This is a genomic window from Actinoplanes sp. SE50/110 (assembly GCF_900119315.1).
Classification (GTDB): Bacteria; Actinomycetota; Actinomycetes; order Mycobacteriales; family Micromonosporaceae; genus Actinoplanes.
Window position 1 is genome coordinate 2,373,769 of sequence record NZ_LT827010.1, and the last position, 26,083, is coordinate 2,399,851.

Below are 26,083 nucleotides of genomic sequence, written 5' to 3' on the forward strand. Positions count from 1 at the left end.
CGTGCGTGAGCCGTTTGCGGCGGCCGGCGTGTGTCAGCCGTTTGCGGCGGCCGGCGTGTGTCAGCCGTTCGCGGCGGCCGGGCCGCGCAGTGCGAGAGTGGCGTGGACCTGGGCGAGCTGCGTGGTGGCGGTGAGCATCGCCAGGTCCGCGCCCGGCACGTACGGCTCCTCGGAGTGATCGTCCTCGTTGATGTTGGTGTGATAGTCGACGAGGCAGATCTGGTAGAGGCGCTCCGCCTCGTCGATGAGCTCGGCGGCGCGGGCGGCGTGTTCGTCGGCGGTCATGCCGATCATGGTGTCATCCGGGCGACCCGGCCACCCCGCCCCCTTTCCGGCCCGGGTCAGGAGCGGAGGCCGCCGCCGCTCACCGGGCCATCAGTGCCTGATCAGAAAGTACGCCAGGAGGAAGATCGCACCCGTCACCGCGAGCGGCACGAGCAGCAGCACCAGCGCCGGGCGGCGGTCGGGGGACACGGTCGGGGCCGGATCGGGCGGCGCGAGCGGCGGTGACGGCCGGGTCGCGGCGGTGGGCCACAGCTCCGCGCCGCACACCTCGCACCGTACCCGGGCCGTGGGGTTGCCGTGACCGCAGTCGGGGCATCGCGGGCCGGGGACGCGCTTCTCCGGTGGCCGCAGCCGGTCGTCACGGGCAGCGCTCCGGCCACCCGTGTCCGCCTCCTGTCCCGGGGTCCGGGGGAGGCGCAACATCCGATCGTCCGGCTCCATCACATGTCCCCGGAGAAGACGCGCGGGCCGGAAACGCGGGGACCGCGTCGCAGGCGCCGCATCACTGCTCCCGGCCGGCCACGACGAGCCGGTAGCCGACGCCGACCGGCAGCTCCTCCCGGATCGCCGCGTGCACCTGGGCCACGTCACACCTCCCGGTGCCGGACATCTCGATCCGTACGTCACCACCCGGCCGGTCCGGTTCACCGGGCAACGCCACCCCGCCCGGGTCGCCGATCGTGACGTGGGCCCCGGTCAGTGCGCTCAGCAGGCGTTCGAGCCCGTAACAGGTGCCCCGGTACCCGATCACCGATCCGACCGCGCGGATCAGCCGACGCTGGTCGTCCAGCTCGGCCGGGGTGGTGGCCGGCCGCAGCGAGACCGCGAGCCAGGACCCGAGGTACGCGAGCATCTCCGGTGAGGCCAGGTCGACGTCGAGCTCGTGTTCCAGGTCGTCGATCTGGGCCCGGACGGAGTCCGCCACCTGCTGGCAACCGGTGACGAACCCGGCCAGGAACGGGTCACGGGCCATCGTCTGCGGCAGTTGGGCGAGCAGCCAGGTCACCAGGCCACCGCCACCGTGTGCCGGTCGGAGAGGAAGAGTGCGGACGGTACGAGCGGTACCTCCTGGCCCCCGGGAGCGTCCTCGCGCTCACCCCACAGATCGGTCAGCGTGAGATTGACCGAGGTCACGGCGGCCACTCCCGGCACCGCGCCCAGGACCAGGTAGATGTCGCCGACCCCGAGCGCGCGCTCGAACGGCCAGCCGTGACCGCCCGGACCACCGGCCACCGGGTCGAGGAACCGGTAGAGCGCGTCCTCGGCGTCCTGCCCGACCACGTCCGCGGAGACCGTGGCGGTGGCCCGTACCCCGGCGCTGACCCGGATGCCCTGGTAGCGGGGAACCTCGACGCGGACCCGCACGCTCAGCAGGCGCCGGCCGTCCAGCTCCTGACGGATGTCCTCGCCGACCGCCTCCGGCAGTCGGAGATCGTCGAGCCCGAGGTGCCGGGGCGACCGCGCGGTCGCCGGCACCACCAGCAGCCGGACCGGCCCGCCCGGCTCGTCCGGCGGGAGGCAGCGGGCCCGCGCCACGCCGGAGACCTCGGTGGTGAACCGCTCGAAGTCGGCCGCGGTGACCGCCCGGTCGGCGCTGCGCAGCGCCAGCGGCCCGCGGATCCGGGCGTTGTCCGTGGTCTCCGGGTCGGCGCCGCCCGTGGCGGCCTCCGGGTTGGTGACCGTGCGCAGCTGCGGCACGGCGGAGAGCGGCACCGTGAGTTTTCCGGCGCCCACGTTGCCGCGCGCCCCGCCGCCGAACCGGTATCCGGTGACCCGGATCTGCGCGTTCTCCGGCGGCACGGCTCCGAAACTGCGGGCCTGGCCGTGCCGGTCGATGACCCGCGGGCCGAACCGGATCTCGCCGGTGGCGCCGCACCAGGTGAGATGCCGGTCGTCCGGTCCGGCGCCGGCGAACGACGCCACCTCGGTCCACTCCTCGGGTTGGCCGGCACCGTTGCCGGGGACCACCAGCACGGTCTCGCCGTCGGCCCGGGGTAGCACGGGTGCGCGGCGGACCACGAACGTCTGCCCGGGCCGGCCGTCGCTGACTCCGAGCAGCTCGCCCGGCGCGGGCTCGGCGTGCAGGGCCGGCGCCAGCCCGCCGTAGCCCCCGATCGCCACCGACCGCAGGATCGGCGAGGTCCGGTATCCGGTCTGCCCGGCGGCCGGGCGCAGCACGCAGCGCAGCCAGTGCGCCGGCACGCCCCCGATCACCAGCTCACCCTGCACCGGGCCGATCAGCATCTCGACGGTCCCGGGGCGGTTCAGGCCGCCGGTCGTGTCGGTGAGTACCCGTACGTCCTCCCACCCGCCCCCGTTCCAGTACTGCCAGACGATCGGGGCGTGCTCCGGGTCGATGCCGGCGCCGTGCGCGCCCGCGACGGCGAGGTCGAGCTGCAGCAGGTTGCCGCCGTGGTCCGCGCTCAGGCCGAGGTAGAGCGCGTCGCCGGCGGCCACCCCGGGGAAGACCGCGATGCGCGCCTCCCCGGCTCGCAGCTCACCGGTGTGGTCGGTGTCGGTCCCGCCGGTCCTGGTCCGGCACGCGATCACCTCGGGGACAGTGACCCGCAGGTCCGCGTCGGTCATGAAGACGACCTGGTCACCGTCGCGGCCGCGCGCGGTGCCGACCCGGGTGCCGCGCGGGACGACGACCGTGTCCCGAGCCGGTCCATCGAGGCGGAAGAGCAGGCCGGTACGGGCCGGGGTCGCGGAGGCGAGCGTGATGCCGACCAGTTCGAGGAACTTGAGGTAGAGCCGGTCCGGCACCTGGTTCAGCCGGTAGATGGTCATCTCGGTCATCCAGGCGAACAATTCGATCAGCGCGACGCCGGGATCGGAGACGTTGTGGTCGGTCCACGCCGGGCAGGCGGCGGCGACCCGGCGCTTGGCCTCGTCGACGATGTCCTGGAACGTGCGGTCGTCCAGGTCGGGCGCGGGCAGGCTCACTCGGTCGGCTCCTCACCGGGGATCACGTAGAACGGGTAGACCAGGTTGCGGCGGTCATTGGTGGCCCGGACCCGGTAGCCGACGGTGACCAGCACGGCGGCCTCGCCGTCCGCGGAGGCGGTCACGTCCTCGACCACGATCCGGGGCTCCCAGCGGGCCAGGGCCTCCCGGGCGGCCTGCTCGATCAGCCCGAGCGTCGCCGGGTTGACCGGCGCGAAGACCTGCTCCCAGAGCGCGCAGCCGAAGTCCGGGCGCATCACCCGCTCGCCCGGCGCGGTGCCGAGGATCATGCGGATCGCGCCGTCCAGCTCGTCGCCGCCCCGGGCCAGGCGCACCCCGCCCGCGGGCGTCACCCCGGCGGGGAATGCCCAGCCGGCGCCGATCAGGTCGCTCATCCCGCCACCACGCCCGGCGAGCCCGCGGTGATCGTGGCGGGCGCACCCGGGACGTCACAGCAGGTCGTCACCGGGTCGCCCAGCCGTGCCAGGCCCGCGCCGTTGACCAGCACGGTCAGCGAGCCGCTCAGTACGGTGCCCCGATTGAGCGGCGGGTTGACGAAGCCCGTGCCGGGCGGGACCGGCAGGTGTCCCGGACTGTTGACCACCCCGCTGCCCACGACGGCGGCCGGTCGCCCGTCGATCAGCACGTCCGGGGAGAGCCCACTGACGAGCGTCCCGGCGAAGGGCAGCGGCTGCGGTACGGGCACCGGCCCGCCCGGCCCGGGCACCAGCACGAGGTGGGTGTCGGTCCCGGTGACCGGGTCGCCCTCCCGGGCCGCGTTCGGCATGGGTGTCTCTCCCTGAGGTCTCAGTTGAGCCGGATCGGCCGGCCGGCGGCGCGCAGCTCGGCGTCCGCGGTGATCTCGACGGTCGGCGCGCGCAGCACGAGCCGGTCGGTGGCGGCGATCTCGATCGTGCGCCCGGTGACCTTCAGGGCGCCGGCGACCCGCAGCGCCGATTCGTCCCCGGTCAGGCGCAGCGCCGAGTCGCCCCCGGACAGCGCCAGCTCCACCGCGCCGGGGCTGTCGTCGTCGAAGGTGAGCCGGTGGTCGCAGCGGCTCGCGAGCACCCGCCGGGTCGCCGCGCCGTCGCGGGCCACGTCCGGATCCGGCGGCACGTCACGGCGGTTGAAAAGACCACCGAGGACGTACGGGCGGGTCCGGTCATCGAGCTCGAACCCGACCAGCACCTCGTCCTCGACCTCCGGCAGCCACTGCATGCCCCGGCCCGGACCGCCTCCCGGCGTCACGACCCGGGCCCAGGCGCTCTCGTCCTGCTCGGACAGGGTCGGGAAGCGTACGCGTACGCGGCCGAGCTTTTCCGGATCGGCGTTCGAGGTCACCACGGCACTGATCAGCGACCGCGGCTCGGCGCCGGGCGCCGGGCGCAGCAGGTCGGCCAGCTCACCCGCGTCCCGGGTGCCGCAGACGAACCTGGTCAGGTACGGGCCGCCGGCCCCGAAGTCGTGCTCGGCCGAGGTCACCCGGTAGCCGCCGGCCAGCCGCTGCCCGACCCGCTCCAGCTGCACCCGGGCCCCGGCCGCGATCAGCGGGTTGCCCTTCGCGAGGCCGCGCAGCACCACCTCGGACCCGGAGGCCTTCGACAACAGCGATCGGGCGTAGGCCTCCGCCTCGGCCAGCCCGCTCGCCGGCACCTGTCCGGTCCGGCGGACGGTACGGCCGAACGCGCCCCGGGCGGCCTCCGCCGACTGGGCGGCGGCCGGCGCGTCGGTGCCGTACTCCGGCTCGGCCGCCCGTCCGGTCACCGTCCGCTTCTCCACCGGGTCCCAGGCGGTCACCACGACCTCGTCGCAGTGCTCGGCCGAGGCGAACCGGGCGCTGAAGTCGAGCAGGTTGTCGCCCCAGCGCATCGGGGGCGGCGTGACCCGGCTCGACGGGCGGCGCTTGAAGTGCAGCGTCCCACCGGTGACCCAGACGTCGAACCCGGTCCGGGCGGCCAGCCCGCGCAGGAACGCGAGGTCGGTCTCGGCGATCTGCAGCACGTAGTCCTGCGCGGCGCCGGTCGCGTCCACATCGGCGTCCAAGCCGTGGTCGGCGGCGATCCGGGCGGCGACATCGCCGTCCGACATGCCGGTGAAACTGCGGGTCCGCGGGCCGCGCGCGAGCCGGTGCGCCAGGTCCAGGCCGGTGAGCACCAGCTCGTGACGTCCGGAGACGCCGGGCGCCACCTCGACCGTGGTGACCTCCCCGGAGGTCACCACCACCGGGTCGGCGTCGGACCGGAACGCGATCTCCACCCGTGTGCCGGGACGGAACCGGTGCTGGTCGAAGAGCTGGAAGTGGGCGTCCTCGAACCGGATCGTGAACTGGTCGGGCAGGTGGATCGACTCCTGGACCCGGACCCGGATCAGCCGGGGATAGAGCGAGGTCGGCAGCGGCGCACCGTCGACGGTGATCGCCACGGTGTCGAGCCCCCGGTCAGCGGTCACGGCGTACCGGCCTCTCCGGGATCACCAGCGAGGTGCCGGCCGGCAGATCCAGCGGGTCCAGGACGCCGTTCGCCGCCGCGATCAGCCGCCATTGGCCGGGATCGGCGTATCGCGCGGCGGCGATCCGGTCGAGCGTCTCTCCGGGCCGGACCACGTGGACGGAGTGCGGCGCGGGGGTGTGCGACGTGGGGTTCTGCAGGGGATGCTCGTGCTCGTCCTGAAGCTGGCGCAGGGTGAGGTCGGCCTTGGCGCGCAGCGGCCGTCCGCTGGACGCGAAGTAGGTGTACCGCACCTGCAGCCGGTCGATCACCGCGCGGAAACTGTGCAGCTCACCCCAGTGGAACTTCACCCAGGGCGGGCGGCCGGAGGCGCGCGCCGGGTCGTTCGACGGCAGATCGGGATCGACCCGGAGCAGATTCAACAATTTCGAGGTGTACGAGGTTACGTCGCCTCCCGTCCTGGTGGTGTCGAACACCAGGCTGAGCGCGATGGTCGCCGACTGGCCGGCCTGGAACCGCAGCAGCGGCGCGTCGACGCCCTTCGCTTCCCCGGCCTGCCAGGTGTTCGCCTTCACGACGGTCAGCTCGGCCGGGTTGAACAGGCAGTCGATCCGCTCGCCGGTGCGCTCGACCTCGATGTAGGCCTTGGCGGGCTGGTCCACGCTCTCCCTCCTCCCCTCTTGATCAGAACAACGACGAGAACCGGCCGCCGCGACGCTCCACCTGGTCCAGGACCCGCTCTTCCACCGCGCGGATGATCTCGTCGACGCCCCGTTCGCGGGCGCCCGGTTCGTGTCCCGGATTCGGGCCGGGAACCGGCGCCGCCTCGACGACCGCCGCGGCCGGGTCGGCCGGCCCGGCCGGTGTGCCGGTGGGGCGGCCCGGGGCGAGGACCGGGCCGGTGTCCCAGGTCGGGGGGAGGCCGGGCGTCCCGGCTGTCCCGGTGTCCAGGACCGCTCGGGCGGCCTCCTCGGCGGCGCGGACCGCCGCCTCGATCAGGGCGGGCATCGCCGCGGCGCCGGTGCCGACCGGCAGCGCCGAGACGCTGCCGGCAGACAGGGCGGCGAGGTGGCCGGCAGCCGGTGTCGCGACGGTGCCGGAAGACGGCGCATGGCGGTCGCCGAGAGGGCGCGCCGATGCGCTGCCGAGGGGCACCGCGGCGGCCTGGCCGACCGGCAGGGACGCGACCGGCACGTCACCCGCGACGATCCGTCGCATCGTGGCCTCGTCCCGGCGGGCCGCCCGCTCGTCGGCGTCGGCCGCACCGTGCGCCGACCGCAGCGAGAAGCGCGGCCGGCCGACCGGAGTGCGGGCGTGCGCCAGCTCGTGGGCGAGCAGGCCGGGATCGACCCGGGCCGGCTCGTCGGGCAGGTGGACCGTGGCGCGCGTCGTGGCGCCGTACGCGCCGGCCGCCCGCAGGGCCAGCCGGGTGGCGCGCCCGGTGGTGTATCGCGCCGAGATCCCGCCGGTGAGCACCCTGAGCAGGGGAGACATCCGTGTGGGGAAGGGTCGGGGCGCCTCGAGCGGCAGCCGTGCCACGGCGGCCCGCCAGCGTTGCTCAGCGGAACCGGCGGGATGCCGCGACCGAGCCGGACCGGGGGACCGAGCCGGGCCGGGGGACCGAGCCGGGCCGGGGGACCCGGCGGGCCCGGGGTGACCGGTGGACCCGTGGGGGCCGGCGGCGCCATGGGGGCCACCGGACCCCTCGGCCTTCGCGGGCCCGGCGGAACCGGCGTGCCGGGGATACCGGGACGCCGCGGGCCGGACATCGAAACGCGCGATCGCCCCCGCGACCACCCGGCCCCGGCGGACGGCACGCCGCGCCGGCCGGCCGAGACCGGGCACGGCGCGACCGCACAGGGCGAGCCGTCGAGGGCCGGCGCTCCGGTGTCCGCTCGCGACCGGACCGGCGGCTAGGGCACGTCGAGGGCCGGAGGGCGCCGCCGCCGCGAAGGCCGGCTCCGGTGGCGGCGCGAATCCACCCGCCACCCGGAGCCCGGCGACCGCCCCCACCTCGATCAGCGGCCCCGGCCCACGCCGTGCGGGCGTGGCCGGACGATCAATCCCGGATGTCCGGCAGCCACGGCCGGCAGCGATCCGATCATGCGCCGGCTCGTGACGAGGGGGCCGCCGACCGGCCGGCTGCCGGGCCCGGCCGAGCGGCATCCGGTCCGCCGGGGACGGCAGACGTCCGGCCCGCAGCCGCCGCAGCAGCAGCACACCGGCCAGCCACCGGGGCCGGCGCACCGGGACGACCGCGATCAGCGGCGAGGCGTGCGTGCGGCGCGACCGGTCAGCGACCGGCCGCCATCGTGAAACCACTGTGGCAGACCTCCAACTCCTCGACGGCCAGGTCCCGGGAGGTCGCGGCCAGCCTCGGCCCGGTCCACCGCACCGGATACGCGTCGGTGAACCGCCATGTCTGTACGGCACGGCCACGGCCGTCACGAATGGCGACCTCGCCGTTGCGGACGTCAAGCTGGTTGCCTTTGCGGGTGAAACCCTCACCCGAGCAGGAGGTGAACCAGCCGAAGAGGTTGCCGGCGTTGGTGAGGCCACGCTTGAGCACCAGGTTCGGCCATTTCATCCGGCCGGGCAGCTTGTGCGTGTGCTGGTTCTGCCCACCCTCGGTGATCTCCTCCACCTCGATGGTCACGCTCAGGCCACCGACCTCGACGAACGTGCCGATCTCCAGGCCGTCGACGCTCAGCACGAACCGTCCGGTCCACGGCGGGTCCGGGACACGGTGGTCACCGGGCAGCAAGGATTCCCTCCCAGGATCGTTCGTTCAGGTCGGCGACCTGGCGCACCAGGCGCAGACGGTCACCGTGCTCCAGGTCGAGCAGGGCGTCGAAGCCCCAGTGCAGGTGGTACGCCAGGTACGCGACCTCCTGCCACAGCTCCGGTTCGGCGTAGCGGCCTAGACCACCTCCACCGAGACCCGGGGGAAAGGGGCGCCGGGCTCCAGGGCGTCGAGCGCGGCGGGATCCCCGAAGTTGATCAGTTGGTAGAAGTCCTGCAGGTAGCCGAAGTCGCTGGCGAAGAGCCGCTCGATCACTCCCGTGTTGATCCGGGGCAGCGTGCCGAGTTCGGTCACCACCCGCGCCAGCACGATGACCGTGGCGTAGGACTCGTTCTCCCGCACCCGGGGGTCGCGCAGCGGCTCGATCTCGTCCCGGGCGGTGGCCAGCCGCATCACGCCGGTGCGGTGCAGCGTGCCCTCCTCGTCGACGTAGCCCTTCGGCAGCGTGAACGGGAACTCGGTGTGCAGGCTCATTTGACGCGGACCAGCCCCTCGTGCGTGATGACGACCTTCTCGGTGGCGATGTCGTTGGCGCCGGCGTCGAAGTCGGCGCCGGTCCACTTCGACGGCCAGCCCGCGACGAACTCCCAGCGGGCCACGACGTCGCCCTTGGAGTCCTTGGCCGAGATGGCGCCGTTGCGGCGGCCCTTGTCGACGTCGCCCGTGATGATGTCCTTGCGCCAGTTCCAGAGCACCTGGGAGACGTCGATCCGGCGTTCCAGGGTGATGTCCGCCCACTTCATCGCGCCCGGCTGCTTGCGGATGATCATCTTGCCGTCCTTGTTCACCTCCTTGTACTCGATCGTCTCGGTCTCCGACTCGATCCCGGAGACCTTGCGGAAGCTGCCCACCTCGACGCTGTCGATCTCGAGGACGAAGGTCTGCGTGGTGATCAGATCCACCATGGAACTGCCCCTCTCTACTCGGCGGTGGCTACGCCGCCCTGCCACTGGCTGATCCGGAAGATGACGTATTCGGCCGGCTTGACGGGAGCGAGCCCCACGTCGACCACGAGCAGCCCGTTGTCGACCGAGCCCGGCGGATTGTTCGTCTCGTCGCAGGTAACGAAGAAGGCCTGCTCAGGCGAGGCGCCGACGAGGGCGCCGCGCATCCACAACTGGTGCAGGAACGCGCCGATGGTCCGCTTCGCCCGGCCCCACAGCGCCTCGTCGTTCGGCTCGAACACGCACCACTGGGTGCCCTGCCGGATCGTCTCCTCGACGTAGATGAACAGCCGGCGGACGTTGATGTAGCGCCAGGCCTGGTCCTGTGAAGCGAGCGTGCGCGCGCCCCACACCCGCATGCCGTTGGCGCCGAACGAGCGCAGACAGTTGATCTGACTCGGGTTGAGCAGGTCCTGCTCGCCGGTGGTCACCTCGGTCTCCAGCCGGGCCACCCCGCGCAGGGCCTCGTTCGCGGGCGCCTTCCACACGCCGCGGGCGCCGTCGGTGCGGGCCCACACTCCGGCCACGTGTCCGCTGGGCGGGATCCGCAGGTATCGGTCGGCAGCGGTCGAACCGGGCCGGGCGTTCGGATTCGCGACGATCAGGTGCGGGTAGTACGCGGCCCCGAACGCGGTGTCGTGCTTGAGCCGGTCACGCCACTCCAGTGCCTGCTGCGCCGTGAGGCCCGGCGGCAGGTCCAGCACGGCCATCGTCGTACGCCGCTGCTCGCACCAGTCCAGCAGCCGGGCCTGCGCCTCCAGATAGGCGGTCTGGTCGATCCCGCCGTCCGGCCGGCGGACCACGGTCACCAGGTCGGGGATCGCGACGATCGAGACCTCCTCGGCGATGGCCAGCCCGTGGTAGCCGGTCCGCTCGGTCTCCGATCCGGCCAGGTCACCGGTGGTCGCCGTGGCCGCCGACGGCGCCGGCTCGACCAGATAGGTGCCCGCCGCCGGGATACGCTCGGCCGGGGACAGCCCCGCCACCGTCCGGGCCTCGACCCGGATCAGCGTGGATCGTTCGTTGATCGTGCGGACCGCGGCCGAGGTGCCCTTGCCGGTGCCGAACGTCAGCCGCGGGTACGTCTCGGTCTGACCGCCGGCCCGGTCCACGGTGAGGCTGAACTCCTGCGGCGCCTCGCCCTCGACGGCCGGCGGCTCGTGGACGACCGTCACCTCCACCGGCGCACCCGGCTCGCGCGCCTCGATGACCAGCGAATCGGCCTCCTCCCGGCCGGTCGCGGGCAGGGACCGGCGCGCCGGGCGCACCGATCGCACCGGGATGCGCACCACGTAGCACGCGGAGCCGCCGTTGGCGAAGAACCCGTGCACGGCGTGCGGCAGCATGATCCCGGGAGCGAATCCGCCGTAGATCCGCTCGTACTGCGGCCAGCTCGTCACCAGCTGCGGCTTGATTCCCTCCGGATCCGAGTCGTCGCCCTGCGCCGCGTCGTACCGTTCGGTGAAGCCCACGAACGCGGCCACGGACGTGCCGACGCCTTGCAGCGGCATGGAACCGCTGACCTGCTCCTCGATGTAGACACCGGGAGCACCCCCTACTGCCATCACTCGCTCCGTTCGATTTGTTCCAGTGCGTGCTCCACGGCGTGGGTGACCAGGAGCAGGATGTCCCTGCGCTGCACGTCCGCGGTGGCCTCGATCTGACTTCCGGTGGGCGTCGGCGCGCTCTCGCCGCGCCGCTGGCCGTTGGTGGTGGCGAAGCCGTTCCCCCGCGACGCCCACTCGGTCTCGACCGCCCACCGGGTTCGGCCCACGGACACCTGGGTGGCCTGGCACATGGCGCGGTCGATGGCGTCGAGCAGTTCCCTTCTGGCCTGCTCGGCCTGGGTCGCTGCGCCCGGCACGGGACCGTCGTCCCGGTATCCGATGGATCTGACCCGGGCGGGAAAGTCGGCTTCCTTGACGGCTCTGCCGAACAGCCGGCTGATCTCCCGTTCGGTGAAGCCGGTGACCGGATCCCTCCTGGTCGTCTTCAGGTCGCCCGCGCCGCGATAGATCATGATGATCCGCTGCGACGTCACCTCCTTGCCGCCGTCGCGTTCGGGCGCGCCGAGGGCGACCGCGTTCCACAGCTTGACGCCGAGGTCGAACGGGATGACGTGCTCGGCGGTCAGGTGCCAGATCCGGTGGGCGGTGAGCGAGCCGTTCTGCAGGCTCAGCGGCCGGTTCCCGTCCCAGTACGCCTCGGTGCCGATTCCCGGAGCGCTCGTGCCGGGCACGGCCGGGTCGAAGCCCTTCAGCGGAGTGATGGTGGCGACCAGGGTCTCCATGGCCTTCTTCACCGCCGCCAGCTTCTTCTTCGCCGTCTTCTCGGCGTCGGCCCACGCGGCGTCGGACCCGGTTCGTGCCCGCTCGTCGAGTGCCTGCTTGAAGGCGTCCACCGCGGCCACATAGCGATCGTGGTCGGCCTGCAGGGTGGTCCCGGGGTTGGCGGCGATGAGATCCGTGATCGTCGTCGGGGTCGAGTGGACGACGAGGCGTCGAGGGTCGACGTCCGCGATCAGTTCGTGCTCCTCGGGCCCGACCGGGAACGGCAGGGCGAAGGCGAGCTCGGCCAGCTGAGTGCCGCCCTCGTGCCCTGCGGGTGCACCGGGTGCCTCGCCGCGCAGCGCGTTCAGCGCGCCGCTGCCGAGCCGGACGGCCTGGTCGAAGAGCCAGGTGATCGCGCGGTCGATCAGGGCGCGCAGGCTCTCGATCAGCTCGACCAGCTTCTCCGGCACGTTGCCCAGACCCACCTGCGCGGCGAGGAAACCGATCGCCACCGGGACGGCGTCGGCCAGCCCCCGGGTCACCTGTTCGGCGCCGGGCGTCAGCTCACCGCGGGCGATCCGGGCCATCGTGCGCGTGTAGCCCTCGACGATCCGCAGGATGTCCCGCAGGTACTCGATCGCGGACCGGACGGCGGTGAAGAACGCGACGCACCCGTTGACGACCGCCATCACCCCGGTCGGATCCAGCATGGACAGCAATCTGGCCGCGGCCCGCTGCACCACCTGCGTCATGATCCAGTCGGTGGCGAGGCCGATCAGGGTGTCCCAGAGCGCGCCGACCCGGTCCGCGAGGTGCGCCAGGATGCCGCTCAGCCCCTGGTCGCGGAGGTCGGTGACGAATTGCCAGGCCTCGCCCAGGCGGGCCGTGCCGTTGCGCAGCGCGGCTGTGCGCTCGGGGCCGAGCCGGACGGCGACCTTCTCCCAGAGGGTCTCGGCGCTGATCCCGAGCACCTGCATGGCCATGTCCAGGACGGCCGAGGTGGTCATCGGGCCGTCCGGGACCGCTACGCCGAGCCCGGCGAGGCCGCGCAGCAGCCAGGAGCCGAGGCCGCGCAGCAGGTGCCCGGCGATGCCGTCGAGAAAGGCCGCGAAGCCGAGCCGCAGCGCCCGCACCACGTTGAGCAGGAAGCCGACCGGGTCGCGCCGGATGTCGGCGAGCGCGCCGGCGACGTCGGCGACGATCGACGTGAGCAGCTCGGGCGGGAAGTCCATGAGCTTGAGCGCGGTGGTGATGAGCACCTCGACGACGACCGTGGCGAACGCGACCAGCCGGCCCAGCGGCTCGCCGAATCGGGCCACCACCCGCTCGCATGCGCCGGCCGGGTCGAGCAGGTCGGCCAGTTCCAGCGAGTCCCAGATGCCGTGGAACAGCCCGGTGACCATGTCCGCGCCGATGCCGAGCCGGGCCACCTCGGCCTCGATCCGGGCCGCCGCCTCGGTCAGGACACCGGCCTCGGCCAATCGCTCGGCGGCGGCCGCGCCCACTCCCGGCAGAAGGCCCAGAAAACCTTCGATCAGGGACGCGGTGGTACGGGGTACCCGCGCACCGGTCAGCGGATCCTGCTCGATGAGCACGGTCAGCAGCGGATAACCCGGCACCCGGGCGGCCCGCTGGGCGAGCGCGCCGCGCAGCGCGTCCTTGACCAGTGCGAGAGCCTTGCCGAGCAGGTCGGCGCCGAACGACAGGATCCGCCGGATCAGGGTGATCGCCCGCTCGGCGAGCTGCGGGAGCGTGTCGAGCAGCCGGGGCAGGCTCTCCGGGCTCAGGGCGGCCCACGCGTCGGCGAACAGCCGCACCGCGTCGTCGCGGATCCCGGCGAACGTCTCCAGGCGGGTGTCGAGCCAGTCGGCGGCGGACTGCAGGACGCCGCGTTCGCGCAGTTGGTCGATGGTCTGCTCGCGGCCGATCACGGTCAGGAAGCCGGTGAGGATCTCGACGGTCGGCACCCGCACCTCGGCGCCGCGCAACGGGTCGTACCGGAAGACCTGGGTGGCCAGCTCCCACACCGGCCGCACCCCGGGTCGCTGCAGCAGCGGGCCGGCCAGGTCGGCGACGACCCGGCGGACCATGGACAGCACGGTCTCGATCAGCTCGGCGACGGCGGCCCGGACGTCGGCGACCATGCCGCCGACGTGGCGCCCGAGCATGGCCGCGTTGCCGTCGATGCCCGCGGTCACCGAGAGCTCCGCCCAGGCGGCGGCGATCTCGTCGCCGATGCGGGCCAGGGTGATCCGGTGCGCGGCCAGCCGCACGTGTATCGCGGCGAGCGCCTCGTCGACGACCCCGGCCGCGGCGAGCACCCGGCCGGTGGCCGCGCCGAACGGGCCCGCACCGGTGAGCACCGACTCGACGAGCTGCTGCGGGGCCGTGGTGACCGCGTGACCGGTGATCGGGTCGACGCCGATCACCTGGGTGAGCAGTGGGTAGCCGGGGATCGCGGTGACCGCGGCGTGGATCCCGTCGAGCACGACGTCCGGGATCAGTGAGGTGGGCGCTCCGGCGGTCGAGGCCGGGACCGTCCGGGGGACCGTCGTCCGGCCGGCCTCGTCCGGCTCGACGGTGGGCAGGACCGGCACGGACATGCTCGATCCCATCGTCACGGAGTCGCGGAAAGAAACGTCCGCCGGGGATTTCCGGCGTTTCGGTGATCATTATTCCGGCAATGGCACCGCGGCCCCCGGCAGCGACTCGTCGGTTCCCCCGTTCGGGAGGTTTATCGTTTCCAGCAGCGTTGCGGCGGACTTGTCGTGCAGGCGCAGAACCCGCTGTACGACGTCGGGCCCGGCCGGCTGCGGCAGCGGGACGGCGTCGATGGTGGCGGTCACCAGCAGGTCGAGTCCGGCCTTGAGCTGACCGCCGAGCGCCGACCAGAAGTCCGAGTTGTCCCGGCCGTCGCTCGCCGCGATCCGTACCGAGGGCAGCGGGCGGACCGCGGCGATCGGCTCGGGCAGCAGCCGGGCGTCGATCTCGGTCTCCCGCAGCAGTGCGGCCAGGGCCCGGCCCAGCAGGGCGTGTTCGTCACGAACCTCGCTGGTGAACGCGGTGACCAGATAGCGGCAGTCGACCCGGGGCAGCGCGCCGCGCCGCGTCCGGCGCCCGTCCGGCCCGGTGGTCAGCACCTCGCCGGCCTCCTGCTCGCCCAGGTTGCGGCGCACGTCCCAGAGGTAGAGGTTGACCGTCGGCCGGCCGGACAGCCGTGCGGCCCAGTCCCGGTCGGGGGCGTCGAAGGAGACCGCCACGTCCGCGCCGAGCGGCACCGCCGCACGCAGAAAGCTCTCCAGCGCCTCGTCGAGCAGATCCAGCATCGTTCCGGCCTCAGGTCAAGTCGATGAGTGCGTAGTAGCGCCCGAAATCGGCCTCGGTGCACAGCCGGCCCATCTTGTCGAATTCGCGCCGCAAGGCGCGTACGACATGGCCCATGGTTATCGTCGTCCCGTTTTCCGCGGCTTCGAAAGCGGCCCCGAGAGCGGCATTGCGAATGGTGCCGCCGGTGACCCGGAACTGCGCCGCGAGGAATGGCAGATCGAGGTCGTCGGCCGGTGCGCCGCTCGGGAAGGCCAGCTCCCAGATCCGCTGTCGGGCCGCCTCGTCGGGCGGCTCGAAGTCGAGGTGGACCGAGATCCGGCGCAGGAAGGCGTCGTCGATGTTGCGGTGCAGGTTGGTCGCGAGGATCACGATGCCGTCCTGGTTCTCCAGCCGTTGGAGCAGGTAGGCGACCTCGATGTTGGCGTACCGGTCGCGGGCGTCGGTCACCTCCGAGCGCCGGCCGAACAGGGCGTCCGCCTCGTCGAAGAAGAGCACCAGCTCGCCGGCGGCGGCCGCGTCGAAGACCCGTTCCAGGTTGCGCTCGGTCTCCCCGATGTACTTGCTGACCACCGTGGCGAGGTCGACCCGGTACAGGTCCAGACCCAGCTCGGCGGCCACCACCTCGGCGGCGAGCGTCTTCCCGGTCCCGGACGGCCCGGAGAAGAGCGCTACGACACCGGTCGACGGGACCGCCGCGAAGCCCCAGCCGTCGTAGACGACCGCACGGCGCCGGTAGCGGGTGATCACCTCGCGCAGGCGGGCCGCCTGCCGGTCCGGCAGCACCAGGTCGGACCAGCGGCGGCGCGGGCGCAACCGGGTGGTGAGGTGATCGAGGTGCCCACCGGCGAGCCGCCGCACCGCCTGCGGCAGCCGCGCCGGATTCCCGCCGGCCGCCGCCACCACGAGCCCGAGCTGGTCGCGCGTCAGCCGCCCGCCCGGCGCCGTCCCGAAGGCGGCCGACCAGTCGCCCGCGTCGGCGTGCGGATCGGCTGCGGGCAGGTCCTCCCAGAGGGCCCGGGGGAGGGCGGCGAGCGGCAGGTCGACGGCGGAGGTCAGAGCCCAGCTGAGATGGGCGGCGCGCAGGATCTCGTGACCCGCGCGGGGGCCCGGCTCGCCAGGGAGGTCGAGCACCACGACCCGGTCGCCGAGGGTCGCCTCCCGGACCACGGCGCACCAGGCGGCGTCGGTCTGCGGCGGGGCCGTGATCAGCAGACCCCGGCCCGGGCAGCGGTCGATCACGGCGCGGGTCCGGGTCTCGGCGTCCCGGCCGGCGGCCAGCAGGAGAACGGGGGCGGTCGGCCGCGTGGCCGCGGTCCGGCCGATCAGGCGGGCGCCGTGCGGCAGGTCCGGGTCCGGATCGCCGATCCCCCGCAGCGACCAGAGCAGACGGTCGGCGGGGACGGGGCAACGCCGTGCCCACGGGCCGTCCCGCGGGGTCTCGACGAGGCCGGTGGTGTGCAGCCGTGCGTCGGGGGACAGCGAACCGGCGTCGCCGGTCATCCGGGCGAGGGTGGCGAGCGTGGGACGGGGGAGCCGGATGTCGTTCTGCACGTACGTGACCAGCCGCATCCGGGCCGGGGACAGGTCCACGGCACAGAGCACGGCGAGCACCTGCGCCTCGGCGAGCGTCAGCCCGGCCCGGTGCACCACCAGCGCGAACACGTCCCGGCCGGCGTCGACCGCCTCGGTGAACAGCTTGCGGGCCCGCTCCAGCTCCGGCGCCAGGTGCTCGCGGACGGAGTCGGCGGCGGCGCTGCCCGGCCCGTCGAGGCCGGGCAGGCCGCCGAGCACCCGGTCGAGGTCGTCGTCGCGTCCCGGGTAGAGGCCGGCGGAGTCGTGCGGCGGCCGGCCCTCGGCGATCCGGCAGATCAGGGCTTCCCGCTGCAGCAGGGTGTCGGCGAGAACCTCCCACGCCGGTGCGTCGTCCACCGGCTATGCATACGTCCCCGCCGCGCTCCGGCCCGCCGCAATGCCGCAAGTCGCGGCCGATTACCTCGAAAGATACTAATTACGTATTATCCGGGCATGGCCCAGTTCGCCGCGGAGCAGCTCTACGCCCTCGCGCGCCGCGCCGGGTTCGGACCGGACGCGGCCGCGACCATGACCGCGATAGCCCTGGCCGAGTCGGGTGGCGACAGCCGGGCCGTCGGCCCGCAGGGTCCAGGCCTGTGGCCGATCGACCCGGCGTCCTTCCCCGACCTTGCCGCCCGCCACGACCTGACCGACCCGCCCGGCTGCGCCGCCGCCGCGTTCGAGCTGTCCGGCGGCGGGACCGACTTCTCCGCGTGGCGCTCGACCCACGCCGAGCCGGTGGCCCGCTTCCTGCGCCACCGCCGCACCGCCCAGGCGGCGGCGACCGCCTACGGCGACGGTCCGGGTCGAGGTCTCTGGACCCCGGCGTCCCCGGCCGTCGAGCCCCCGCCGGACCCCGGCGTCGAGCACCCGCTGGACTCCGGCGTAGAGCCCCCGCCGGACTCCGGCGTAGAGCCCCCGCCGGACTCCGGCGTCGAGCACCCGCTGGACTCCGGCGTAGAGCCCCCGCCGGACTCCGGCGCCGAGCCCCCGCCGGACTCCGGCGCCGAAGCCGCGCGGGGCGGCGTCATTGCGGCCCCGGCGAGCTGCCCCGCTGGCGCCGAAGGCGTACAGGGCGGCGGCATCGCGGACCCGGCGAGCTGCGCCGGCGGCGCCGGGGTCGCGCGGGAGCCGATGACCGCGACCCGGCGCGACGTGCTGGAGCTGCTGTCCCGGGCCGGGCTCGCGGACTTCCCCCCGCCGCCGGTGGACGGCGCGTGGTGGGCCGGCGCGCTGTGGGACGACCGGGCGCTGCGGGCGGTCGAGGAGCTGGCCTGGCGCGGGTCGGCGACCGGGGTGCTCGACGCGGCCGAGCGGATCCGGTGCGACGCGCACGAGATCGCCGAGGCGAGGTTGCTCGCCGAGGGGCTGCCGGGTGCCCTGCCGGAACCGGAGCGATGCCGGCGGCTGCTCGGGTCGGCCGGGACCGGCGCGGCGGCACGCCTGGGTCTGCCGGGCGGTGCGGACGCTGCCGCCGTCCGGGACGCGGCCGTCGCCGAGCACGCCCACTGGCTGCAAGCGGCCGAGGACCGGTTGTCCGAGCCCGCGGTGAGCCGCGCGGCAACCGTGGCCGTGCGCACCTGTGAGCTGATCCTGGCAGCCGGCTGAGCATCACCGTCCGAACGCGACGGCCAGGGCCAGGACGAGCAGCACGCCGGCGATCACCAGGACGGCGGTGACCCGTCCCCGGACGCCGGTCGTGGTCGCGCCCGTGTGCACGGTGACCACGTCGTCCGGGGCGACGACGGCCCGGACCGGCGCGACGACGGCCGGCGCCGGAACGGGGGCGGGCGCGGGGGGCGGGGCCGGGACGGGTTCCGCCGGGACGAAGGGCGCCCAGCCGGGCGGGTCCAGCCCGGCGGCGGCCCGGGCGGCGCCCAGCGCGGCGGCCTGGGCGTGTTCCGCGGAGGCCGGGGTCACGGGACGGCCCAGCCCGGCGGACAGGACCGCGGCGACCGCCGGCATCCGGGCCAGGCCACCGGTCAGCAGCACGGGCGTCGCCACCGCGCTCAACGCGTCGCTGACCGGCGCCAGCAGCGTGCGGACCAGGTCGTCCAGGACGGCCCGGGTCACCTCCACGTCGCGGTGCGCCCCCGGCAGCCGGACCGTGACGGCCTCCTCGCCGGTCAGTCCCTCCCGGGCGGCGGCCATTGCCGAGCGCAACTCCCGTCGCTCGGAGCGGGCCGACAGCTCGTCCGCCCGGCCGGCACTCACGACGTACGAGAAAAGCAATTGATCGATGTCTTCGCCTCCGGCGGGAATGCGCCGCGGTGGCCCGGCCGGTTCGGGCACCGCGCCGGTACCGCGAAGCGGGGTGACCGTGCAGCTGGTGCCCCCGAGATGGCAGACGGTCACGAGTTCGCCGGCCGGCAGTGGCCCGGCCAGGTGCAGGGCCGCGGCGGCCGCGGTGGACAGCAGCAGCGGCTCGGTGACGGTGATGCCGGCACGCCGCGCGGCGTCGAGCAGGGCCGCACGCCGATGCCCCGCCCAGCCGTCCGGGTACGTGAGGGCCACCCGCCCGGATGCGGGAACCGCGTCGAGCACCTCGCGGAGCAGGTCGGCGGCGAGCTCGACCGGCGCCCGTGGCACGCCGCGGACCAGCACCGGCGCGGCGGTGCCGAGCAGCGGCAGGACGGTGTCCCGGCCGGGCCGGCGGGCGGCGAGCAACGCCTGCTCGGCGCGGCCGCGACGCCAGACGGCCGCGGCGACGGTGGTGCCGCCGATGTCCACCCCCAGAGGGAACATGCCGTGATCCATCCTTCCGTGCCGTGTTGCGGAGGGTAGTTGATAGGCAACTCTCCGTTCAAATAAGGACGACATCTCAAAAGATCTTGGAGGGTACGAATGACGGCACCGGGCGAGTCGGGGACGGGGAACCTGTCCTGGGTCCGCGATCGGGTGCGAGCCCTCGTGGACAACATCGAGCACGTGGTGCACGGCAACACCGAGGTGGTCCGCGCCGCGGTGACCTGCCTGCTCGCCGAGGGGCACCTGCTCATCGAGGGGGTCCCGGGGGTCGCGAAGACCACGCTCGCCAAGGCGATCGCCCACTCGATCGGCGGCCGGGTGCACCGCATCCAGTTCACGCCCGACCTGCTCCCCACCGACGTGGTCGGCGTCAACATCTACGACGCGGCCAACCAGCGCTTCGAGTTCCACTCCGGTCCGGTGTTCGCGAACATCGTGCTCGCCGACGAGATCAACCGGGCCTCGCCGAAGACCCAGTCGGCGCTGCTGGAGGCGATGGGCGAACGTCAGGTCTCGGTCGACGGGCGCACCTACGACCTGCCCGCGCCGCACTTCGTCATCGCGACCCAGAACCCGTACGACCACCAGGGCACCTACACGCTGCCCGAGGCCCAGCTGGACCGGTTCATGATGCAGCTGCGGCTCGGCTACCCGGCGCCGGAGCACGAGATGCGGGTGATCGGCGACGCGATCGACCGCCGCCTGCCCGAGCAGCTCAGCGCCGTCACCGACACCGAGGAGCTGCTGCGCCTCATCGAGGTCGCGCGCACGGTGCACGTGGCCGAGCCGATCCGGGCGTACGTGGTCGCGGTCGTCGGCGGTACGCGCAACCAGCCGGACACCGTGCGCCTCGGCGGCAGCCCCCGGGCCGGCAACGCGCTCGCGATGGCGGCCCAGGCCCGGGCCGCGACCGAGGGACGCGAGTACGTACTGCCCGACGACGTGAAGGCGATGGCCGTTCCGGTCCTGCGGCACCGGCTCGTGCTGACCCCCGAGGCGGCGATCCGGGGCGCCACGGCCGCCTCGGTCCTGGACGGGATCCTCGCCGCCGTGCCGGTGCCGCAGACGGCGACGGCCCGGTGACCCGTTGCTGACCCGCAGCGGATGGGCGGTGGCCGTCGCCGCCGTGGCGCTGCTCGTCGCCGCCGCCGTGCTGGGCTACCCGGAGCTGGCCGTGCTCGGCTATGCCGGGCTGTTCGCCCTGCTCGCCGCCGGGCTCTGGATGCTGGCCCGCCCCCAGCTGGTGGCCCGGCGGGAGATCCGGCCGAACCGGGTGACCGCCGGCGACGAGGCGGTCGGCGTGCTCACCGTGACCAACCAGATGAACCGCCGCTCCCCGCCGGTCTCGGTGACCGAGTCGGTGGACGGCCGGAGCGTGGGGGTGCCGGTGCCGAGCCTGGCCGCCCGGGAGAGCCACCTGTCCGGCTACCCGTTGCCGACCGACCGGCGCGGCGTCTACCAGGTCGGGCCGCTGACCGTCGGGCATGCCGACCCGCTGCGGCTGATGGAGGTGGCCAAGCGGTTCGGCGAGGTGTCGACGCTGTGGGTGCACCCGCTGGTCGACACCGTGTACCCGCTGCCGACCGGTCGCAGCCAGGACCAGGACGGGCCGACCTCCAGCGTGGCGCCGCAGGGCGGAATCGCCTTCCACAGCCTTCGCGAGTACGTGCCCGGCGACGACTGGCGGCTCATCCACTGGAAGTCCAGCGCGCGTACCGGCCAGTTGATGGTGCGGCACAACGTGGTCCCGAACGAGCCGCGCCTCATGATCGTGCTGGACACCAGCGTGGCCGCCTACGACGACGAGTCGTTCGAACACGCGGTCCGGGCCGCCGCCTCGCTGTCGGTGGCCGCGCTGCGCGCCGGGTTCCCGCTCGAACTGCGTACGACCGGCGGCGAGGTCACCGTCGCGGAAGAGGACGGGCCGGGCCGCACGTCCGTGCTGGATCTGCTGGCCGCCGTCCGCCTCGACCCGGCCGACCGGGGCCTGGCCGCGCTGCCCGCGCTCGTCCCCGAACAGAGCGCCGTCTCGCTGGGCGTGGTGACCGGCCGGCCCGCCCAGGCCGAGCTGGCCGTGCTCCCGATGATCAGACCCCGGTTCCTGATGCTCAGCCTGGTGCAGTTCGCCGCGACCTTCCAGGCCGAGACGCGGCTGCCCGGCGTCGTGTCGGTCGCCGCGACCAGCCCCGCCGAATTCGCCCTCGCCTGGAACGAGTTGGTACGCCGATGAGAACCGGTCCTCTGCACCAAGCCGAGATCGCGCTGGGTACCGCGGCCGTCGCGGTGACCGCGCCGGTCTACGGCGCCTTCTTCGTCGGCCGGGGCTACCTGCTGCCGCTGCTGGTCGCCGCCGCGGGGGGCGCCACGATGGCCGTGCTCGCCGCGCTGACCCACCTGCGGCACGCGTGGACCGCGGTGGCCGTCACCGGCGGGTTCCTGGTCGTGGCCGTCTACGCCGTGCTGCCGGGCACGCTGCGCTACGGCATCCCGACCGGCACGACCCTGAGCACGCTCGGCACCGGGGTGAGTTTCGGCTGGATCCGGATGCTCACGGTGGGCGTGCCCGCGGACGTCCGGGGCGAGTTGCTGATCACGCCGGCGCTGGTCCTCTACCTGTGCGGTTTCGCGGCCGCTCAGCTGTCGCTGCGTACCCGGTCGCTGTTCGCGCCCGCGGCCGTACCCCCGCTCGCCCTGCTCGCCGCGCTGCCGCTGACCGCCGGCCGGACAGCCGGGGCCATGACGATCACCGCGGTGATGCTGTTGGCCGGGCTGACCCAGGTGCTGATCCGCGCGGTCCGGACCGAGGGCGCCGAGGGCGGGTCCCGGCTGGCCGGCCGGGCGCTGTTCGGGCTGCCGGTGGTGGTGGCGGTCGTGGCCGCGGGAACCGGTTTCGCGAAGGTGGCGCCGATCGCCGGGCACCAGCGGTTCGACCCGCGCACGGTGGTGCCGGTGCCACTCACGATCGAGGACACGATCAACCCGCTGGCCGCGCTGAAGAGCCGGCTGCGGGAGAAGAATCCCCCCACCCTTTTCACGGTCCGGGGCTCAGGCCTGGACCGGGTCCGCACGGCCGTCCTGGACACCTACGACGGCGCCGAGTGGACCTCCCACGACCGGTTCCTGCTCGCCGGGCACGAGCTGGCGCCCGGTCCGGGAACGCCCCACGGTGTCCAGGTCGGTCTGCACGTGCGGATCGACGCGCTGGAGGAGCCGTACCTGCCCGAGGCCGGCTGGCCGGAACAGATCACCGGATCCGGCATCGGGTACGCCGTCGCGTCCGGTGTGCTGGCGACGCCCGCGAAGGATCGGCACGGCCTCTCGTACGACCTGGTCGCCACCGTCCGCCCGCGGGACGCCGGGGCCCGCACCGCGCGACCGTTCGTGCCGTCCCCGCGCTACCTCGCGCTGCCCGCCGACTTCCCGGTCGAGCTGCGGCAGGAGGCCCAGACGCTCACTGCGGGCACGGCCGGTGACTACCCGAGGCTGGTCGCGCTGGAGACGCGCCTGCGGGCGTTGCGCTACGACCCGGCCACCCCGCCCGGTCACTCGCTGCACCGGCTGCGCGGGCTCTTCGGGCTCGGCACCAACCAGGTGGCCGGATACGCGGAGCAGCACGCGGCGGCGTTCGCCGTCCTGGCCCGCTCACTGGGTTACCCGGCCCGGGTGGCGACCGGCTACCTGCTGCGGCGCAGGTCACCCGCGCACGGCGTCTACACCGTACGGTCCACCGACGCGTACGCCTGGGCCGAGGTCAGCATGGCCGGATACGGCTGGATGGCGTTCGACCCCACCAACCCCGACAACCGCCACACCCCGGCGCCTCCGCCGAACCCGGTGCCGAAGTCGCAACCGCAGGTGCGGCCGGGCGACGTCGCACCGAGCATGGTGGTCCGCCCCGACCTGGCCGCGCCCGTGCAGCTGTCGCCGTGGGACTGGGCGCTGATCGTGGCGGCCGCCCTCGTCGCCCTCGCCATCCTGTTGCCGGTCCTGGTCGTCGCCGAGAAGCAGCGGCGCACCCGCAGGCGTCGTCGCGGCACCCCGGCCCAGCGCATCAGCGGCGCCTGGCGGGAGAGCTCCGACCGGCTGCGCGAGGCCGGCGTGCCGATCCACCGCGCCTGGACCGTCCTGGAGACCGCCGACCACGCCCGCCGCCGCCTCGGCGACACCACGGCGCCGGTCGCCACGCTGGCGCCCCTGGTCGGCGCCGCCCTGTACGCCGCCGAACCGCCCGCCGCCGAGGCCGCGGAGGAGGCGTGGCGCGCCGACGCCGCCCTGCGGTCCGCGCTGCGCCGCGAGCGCGGACTGCCCGCCACCATGGCCGCGTGGATCGACCCGCGTCCGATTCTGATCCGCGATCGGAGCAACTGATGAGGCGGTTCGCGCGTCGCCTCGCCGCCGGCGCCCGGGTCCTGACCGGCGTGGTCGGCGTCGGCACCATGGCCGTCGTCGGCGCCGGGCACGGCTATCCGGCCCAGGCCCCGCACCTGCTGACCGGCTCGGCCTGGCTGCCGTCGACCGGCCCCGGCGAGGTGGAGCTGCTCGACGGGGTCAACACCGAGGTCGCCGCCCGGGTGCCGGTCGTCCCGGCGGCGCACGACTTCGACGTGGTCCAGCAGGGCGCGGACGCGTACGTGCTGGACACGGCGGACGGCACAGTCCGCAGGGTCGACGGCGCCACGATGACGGCCACGCCGGCGGTCGGCGCCGTCCCGGGCGCGACCACCGGCGTGCGGATCTTCGCCGGCGACGGCGTGCTCTACGCGGTCGACACCGCGCACGGCCTGCTCGCCGACCTGGACCCGGCGACCCTCGCGCCGCGGGGCCGGCCGCGTCCGCTGGCGGCGGCCACCGACCCGGGCGCGACCGTGCTGGACGCGCGCGGGGTGTTGTGGGCGCTGGACGCCCGCACCGGGAACCTGACCGCCGTCCGGCGTGACCGCCGGATCGTCCGGCCGGCGGCCGTGACCCCCGGCGCGGGCCGGCTGGTGCTGGCCGGCGGCAAGCCGGTCCTGGCCGACCTGGCCACCGGCAACGCGTACGCCCTCGACCGGGACGGCAAGACCACCACGACGGTCCGCCTGGAGCTGGGCGGCGAGCCGGACCCGGCGATCGGCGGCTCACCCGGCCGGGCCCGGGTCTACCCGGCCTACCGGGGCACCGTCAGCGTGTGTGACCTGAACGCCGACGGCTGCTCGCAGGCCATCACCCTGACCGCCGCGACCGATCGGCTGGGCACTCCCGTCGAGAGCGGCGGCCGGCTGTTCGTCCCCGAGCCCGCCCACGGCCGCGTCTTCGTCGTCGACCCGGCCACCGGCAGCGTCGTGGCCCAGCCGACGGTTCTGCGGCCGGCGGCCGACTTCCAGCTGGTCGCCCGGGACGGCCAGGTCTTCTTCAACGACCCGCGCACCCGCCGAGCCGGAGTCATCCGGATGGACGGCTCGGTGCTGGCCGTGGCCAAGTACGACAAGAACGCCGCGGGCCCGGGCGCGGCACCGACCACCACGCCGCCGCCGACCGGCCCCCGGCCGCAACCCTCGGCGACGTCGGCTCCGGCGCCGCAGCCGACGAGGCATCACCCGTCGCCGCCGTCCTCCCCGGCCCCCGCCGAGGACCCGACCGGCAGCGCGATGGGTCAGTCCGGACCCCCGTCGAAGCCCGCCCCGTCGGCCAGCCCGGCACCGCCGGTGAAGCCCGCGGTCACCATCGAGGCCTCCGCCCCGACGGCGATGGTCGAGGACCTCGTCACCCTGGACCTGGTCGTCACCGCCGGCTCGCTCAAGCCGGACCACATCACCTGGACCTTCGGCGACGGCACCGACGACACCGGCCCGCGGGTCGAACACCAGTGGGACAAGCCGGGGGAGTTCACCGTCGAGGCGACGGCGACCTTCCCCGGCGGCGCCGTCGCCTCCGCCGACGTCAAGATCGTGGTGACCGTCCGTCCCGTTCTCGCCCTGATGGCGGTCTACGGCGGGAAGGTCACCGGGCCGGGCGTCGACTGCCTCGCCGACTGCCTGATCCCTTTCGACGGCGCACCGACCCGGACCCTCACCGCCGTCCCCGATCCCGGTTTCGTCCTGTTCAGCTGGGGTGGTGACTGCAGCGGGACCGATCCGGTGTGCGTCGTGGACACCACGAAGAACCAGGTGGCGTCGGTGACCTTCCACCGGGTGGCGGTGTCGCTGACCGAGATGGCGACGGCCGCGACCTGGACCGGCGGCCGGGGCGCGCCGGCCTCCCGCGGCGAGATCTTCGACCCGAATTCGACCGCCCAGAAGGCGGGGGGCAGAGGCTTCGCCCTGGTGCACCCGCCCGGGAGCTGGATCCTGGAGGACGGCGTCGCCCCCGCACCCGAGTATCTGGAGACCCACCCGTCGTACACGGAGCCGGGATCGACGCAGGACGGCTGGATCCAGGGCGACTTCACCCTGCCGTCGCCGATCATCTTCGGCGATCACTTCCGGAGCCGGATCGGCTTCATCCAGCTCGACCCGAGATCCGGGGTCTCGGTCGGTGAGGCCGACTTCGCGGTATCGGTCGTCATGCCCGACGGCACCGCACACGAGGTCTTCCGGACGCGCGACAAAGCCTCCGACCGCGTGATGCCCGACGTCGACGTCTCGCTCTCCTCGTGGCCGGGCGCCACCACGATCCGCCTCCGGGCCGAGACCGACGGTCCCTCCTCACAGGACTGGTGCGCATGGGTCAATCCGCGCGTCGAAGGCTAAGCGTACCCGCGCG

Annotated in this window: 23 protein-coding genes; 5 read left to right on the top strand and 18 right to left on the bottom strand. The window is 74.1% G+C overall.

Annotation, left to right across the window (positions count from 1 at the left end; all coding sequences use genetic code 11):
* Nucleotides 1–60: 60 nt before the first annotated feature.
* From ACSP50_RS10610 to ACSP50_RS10685, 17 genes are all read right to left on the bottom strand, one after another.
* Complete coding sequence (locus ACSP50_RS10610) at nt 61–285, bottom strand: hypothetical protein (protein ID WP_231956894.1); 225 nt, start codon at nt 283–285, stop codon at nt 61–63.
* Nucleotides 286–375: 90 nt separating this feature from the next.
* Complete coding sequence (locus ACSP50_RS10615; protein WP_014689179.1) at nt 376–726, bottom strand: hypothetical protein; 351 nt, start codon at nt 724–726, stop codon at nt 376–378.
* A 61-nt stretch (nt 727–787) separates the two neighbouring features.
* Nucleotides 788–1,291 (bottom strand): phage tail protein, encoded by a 504-nt coding sequence (locus tag ACSP50_RS10620; RefSeq protein WP_014689180.1) that lies wholly within the window; start codon nt 1,289–1,291, stop codon nt 788–790.
* On the bottom strand, nt 1,288–3,231 hold the full coding sequence (locus ACSP50_RS10625) for a putative baseplate assembly protein (protein WP_014689181.1): 1,944 nt from the start codon (nt 3,229–3,231) through the stop codon (nt 1,288–1,290). Before ACSP50_RS10625 ends, ACSP50_RS10620 begins: the two co-directional genes overlap by 4 nt.
* On the bottom strand, nt 3,228–3,626 hold the full coding sequence (locus tag ACSP50_RS10630; protein WP_014689182.1) for a GPW/gp25 family protein: 399 nt from the start codon (nt 3,624–3,626) through the stop codon (nt 3,228–3,230). Before ACSP50_RS10630 ends, ACSP50_RS10625 begins: the two co-directional genes overlap by 4 nt.
* The gene (locus ACSP50_RS10635; protein WP_014689183.1) at nt 3,623–4,018 is read right to left on the bottom strand and encodes a PAAR domain-containing protein; all 396 of its coding nucleotides are present in this window, start codon (nt 4,016–4,018) and stop codon (nt 3,623–3,625) included. The genes ACSP50_RS10630 and ACSP50_RS10635 overlap by 4 nt, the downstream gene beginning before the upstream one ends.
* Nucleotides 4,019–4,038: 20 nt before the next feature.
* On the bottom strand, nt 4,039–5,679 hold the full coding sequence (locus ACSP50_RS10640) for a VgrG-related protein (RefSeq protein WP_014689184.1): 1,641 nt from the start codon (nt 5,677–5,679) through the stop codon (nt 4,039–4,041).
* Entirely contained in the window at nt 5,669–6,340 is a 672-nt protein-coding gene (locus tag ACSP50_RS10645; protein ID WP_014689185.1) for a LysM peptidoglycan-binding domain-containing protein, read from the bottom strand. Before ACSP50_RS10645 ends, ACSP50_RS10640 begins: the two co-directional genes overlap by 11 nt.
* Before the next feature lie 22 nt (nt 6,341–6,362).
* Entirely contained in the window at nt 6,363–7,172 is an 810-nt protein-coding gene (locus tag ACSP50_RS10650) for a hypothetical protein (RefSeq protein ID WP_014689186.1), read from the bottom strand.
* 799 nt (nt 7,173–7,971) lie between these two features.
* Complete coding sequence (locus tag ACSP50_RS10655; protein ID WP_014689187.1) at nt 7,972–8,442, bottom strand: phage tail protein; 471 nt, start codon at nt 8,440–8,442, stop codon at nt 7,972–7,974.
* On the bottom strand, nt 8,429–8,578 hold the full coding sequence (locus tag ACSP50_RS45015; RefSeq protein ID WP_369793948.1) for a DUF6760 family protein: 150 nt from the start codon (nt 8,576–8,578) through the stop codon (nt 8,429–8,431). Before ACSP50_RS45015 ends, ACSP50_RS10655 begins: the two co-directional genes overlap by 14 nt.
* A gap of 20 nt (nt 8,579–8,598) precedes the next feature.
* On the bottom strand, nt 8,599–8,955 hold the full coding sequence (locus ACSP50_RS10660; protein ID WP_080127771.1) for a hypothetical protein: 357 nt from the start codon (nt 8,953–8,955) through the stop codon (nt 8,599–8,601).
* Nucleotides 8,952–9,386 (bottom strand): phage tail protein, encoded by a 435-nt coding sequence (locus ACSP50_RS10665; protein ID WP_014689190.1) that lies wholly within the window; start codon nt 9,384–9,386, stop codon nt 8,952–8,954. The genes ACSP50_RS10660 and ACSP50_RS10665 overlap by 4 nt, the downstream gene beginning before the upstream one ends.
* A 14-nt stretch (nt 9,387–9,400) precedes the next feature.
* On the bottom strand, nt 9,401–10,990 hold the full coding sequence (locus ACSP50_RS10670) for a phage tail sheath subtilisin-like domain-containing protein (protein ID WP_014689191.1): 1,590 nt from the start codon (nt 10,988–10,990) through the stop codon (nt 9,401–9,403).
* Complete coding sequence (locus ACSP50_RS10675) at nt 10,990–14,298, bottom strand: hypothetical protein (RefSeq protein ID WP_014689192.1); 3,309 nt, start codon at nt 14,296–14,298, stop codon at nt 10,990–10,992. The genes ACSP50_RS10670 and ACSP50_RS10675 overlap by 1 nt, the downstream gene beginning before the upstream one ends.
* Before the next feature lie 69 nt (nt 14,299–14,367).
* Nucleotides 14,368–15,021: a DUF4255 domain-containing protein gene (locus ACSP50_RS10680; protein WP_014689193.1), complete on the bottom strand. Its 654-nt coding sequence runs from the start codon at nt 15,019–15,021 to the stop codon at nt 14,368–14,370.
* A 10-nt stretch (nt 15,022–15,031) separates the two neighbouring features.
* Nucleotides 15,032–16,951 carry an ATP-binding protein gene (locus tag ACSP50_RS10685; protein WP_014689194.1) on the bottom strand — a complete coding sequence of 640 codons (1,920 nt, stop codon included), beginning with the start codon at nt 16,949–16,951 and terminating at the stop codon, nt 15,032–15,034.
* Nucleotides 16,952–17,047: 96 nt separating this feature from the next.
* Between ACSP50_RS10685 and ACSP50_RS10690 the strand changes: the two genes are divergently transcribed.
* Nucleotides 17,048–18,202, top strand: coding sequence for a translation initiation factor IF-2 (locus tag ACSP50_RS10690; RefSeq protein WP_014689195.1), 1,155 nt, complete (start codon nt 17,048–17,050; stop codon nt 18,200–18,202).
* 3 nt (nt 18,203–18,205) lie between these two features.
* Here ACSP50_RS10690 and ACSP50_RS10695 read toward each other — a convergent pair whose 3' ends face one another.
* Nucleotides 18,206–19,339 (bottom strand): Hsp70 family protein, encoded by a 1,134-nt coding sequence (locus ACSP50_RS10695; protein ID WP_014689196.1) that lies wholly within the window; start codon nt 19,337–19,339, stop codon nt 18,206–18,208.
* 99 nt (nt 19,340–19,438) lie between these two features.
* Here ACSP50_RS10695 and ACSP50_RS10700 point away from each other — a divergent pair, with 99 nt between their 5' ends.
* Genes ACSP50_RS10700 through ACSP50_RS10715 form a run of 4 tightly spaced genes read left to right on the top strand, consistent with a single transcriptional unit; the run spans nt 19,439 to nt 26,070 of the window.
* The gene (locus ACSP50_RS10700; protein WP_014689197.1) at nt 19,439–20,425 is read left to right on the top strand and encodes a MoxR family ATPase; all 987 of its coding nucleotides are present in this window, start codon (nt 19,439–19,441) and stop codon (nt 20,423–20,425) included.
* Between the two features lie 4 nt (nt 20,426–20,429).
* Nucleotides 20,430–21,572, top strand: a complete 1,143-nt coding sequence (locus ACSP50_RS10705) for a DUF58 domain-containing protein (protein WP_043511178.1) — start codon at nt 20,430–20,432, stop codon at nt 21,570–21,572.
* The gene (locus ACSP50_RS10710; RefSeq protein WP_014689199.1) at nt 21,569–23,710 is read left to right on the top strand and encodes a transglutaminase domain-containing protein; all 2,142 of its coding nucleotides are present in this window, start codon (nt 21,569–21,571) and stop codon (nt 23,708–23,710) included. The genes ACSP50_RS10705 and ACSP50_RS10710 overlap by 4 nt, the downstream gene beginning before the upstream one ends.
* Nucleotides 23,710–26,070, top strand: a complete 2,361-nt coding sequence (locus tag ACSP50_RS10715) for a PKD domain-containing protein (protein ID WP_014689200.1) — start codon at nt 23,710–23,712, stop codon at nt 26,068–26,070. Before ACSP50_RS10710 ends, ACSP50_RS10715 begins: the two co-directional genes overlap by 1 nt.
* Nucleotides 26,071–26,083: the final 13 nt, after the last annotated feature.

What these genes read in the sequence shown, in the direction of transcription:
- ACSP50_RS10700 (WP_014689197.1), top strand. Translation starts at nt 19,439, where the DNA reads ATGACGGCACCGGGCGAGTCGGGGACGGGGAACCTGTCCTGGGTCCGC.
- ACSP50_RS10695 (WP_014689196.1), bottom strand. Translation starts at nt 19,339, where the DNA reads ATGTTCCCTCTGGGGGTGGACATCGGCGGCACCACCGTCGCCGCGGCC.
- ACSP50_RS10670 (WP_014689191.1), bottom strand. Translation starts at nt 10,990, where the DNA reads ATGGCAGTAGGGGGTGCTCCCGGTGTCTACATCGAGGAGCAGGTCAGC.
- ACSP50_RS10635 (WP_014689183.1), bottom strand. Translation starts at nt 4,018, where the DNA reads ATGCCGAACGCGGCCCGGGAGGGCGACCCGGTCACCGGGACCGACACC.
- ACSP50_RS10680 (WP_014689193.1), bottom strand. Translation starts at nt 15,021, where the DNA reads ATGCTGGATCTGCTCGACGAGGCGCTGGAGAGCTTTCTGCGTGCGGCG.
- ACSP50_RS10630 (WP_014689182.1), bottom strand. Translation starts at nt 3,626, where the DNA reads ATGAGCGACCTGATCGGCGCCGGCTGGGCATTCCCCGCCGGGGTGACG.
- ACSP50_RS10715 (WP_014689200.1), top strand. Translation starts at nt 23,710, where the DNA reads ATGAGGCGGTTCGCGCGTCGCCTCGCCGCCGGCGCCCGGGTCCTGACC.
- ACSP50_RS10710 (WP_014689199.1), top strand. Translation starts at nt 21,569, where the DNA reads ATGAGAACCGGTCCTCTGCACCAAGCCGAGATCGCGCTGGGTACCGCG.
- ACSP50_RS10615 (WP_014689179.1), bottom strand. Translation starts at nt 726, where the DNA reads ATGGAGCCGGACGATCGGATGTTGCGCCTCCCCCGGACCCCGGGACAG.
- ACSP50_RS10690 (WP_014689195.1), top strand. Translation starts at nt 17,048, where the DNA reads ATGGCCCAGTTCGCCGCGGAGCAGCTCTACGCCCTCGCGCGCCGCGCC.
- ACSP50_RS10665 (WP_014689190.1), bottom strand. Translation starts at nt 9,386, where the DNA reads ATGGTGGATCTGATCACCACGCAGACCTTCGTCCTCGAGATCGACAGC.
- ACSP50_RS10610 (WP_231956894.1), bottom strand. Translation starts at nt 285, where the DNA reads ATGACCGCCGACGAACACGCCGCCCGCGCCGCCGAGCTCATCGACGAG.
- ACSP50_RS10650 (WP_014689186.1), bottom strand. Translation starts at nt 7,172, where the DNA reads ATGTCTCCCCTGCTCAGGGTGCTCACCGGCGGGATCTCGGCGCGATAC.
- ACSP50_RS10660 (WP_080127771.1), bottom strand. Translation starts at nt 8,955, where the DNA reads ATGAGCCTGCACACCGAGTTCCCGTTCACGCTGCCGAAGGGCTACGTC.
- ACSP50_RS10675 (WP_014689192.1), bottom strand. Translation starts at nt 14,298, where the DNA reads ATGTCCGTGCCGGTCCTGCCCACCGTCGAGCCGGACGAGGCCGGCCGG.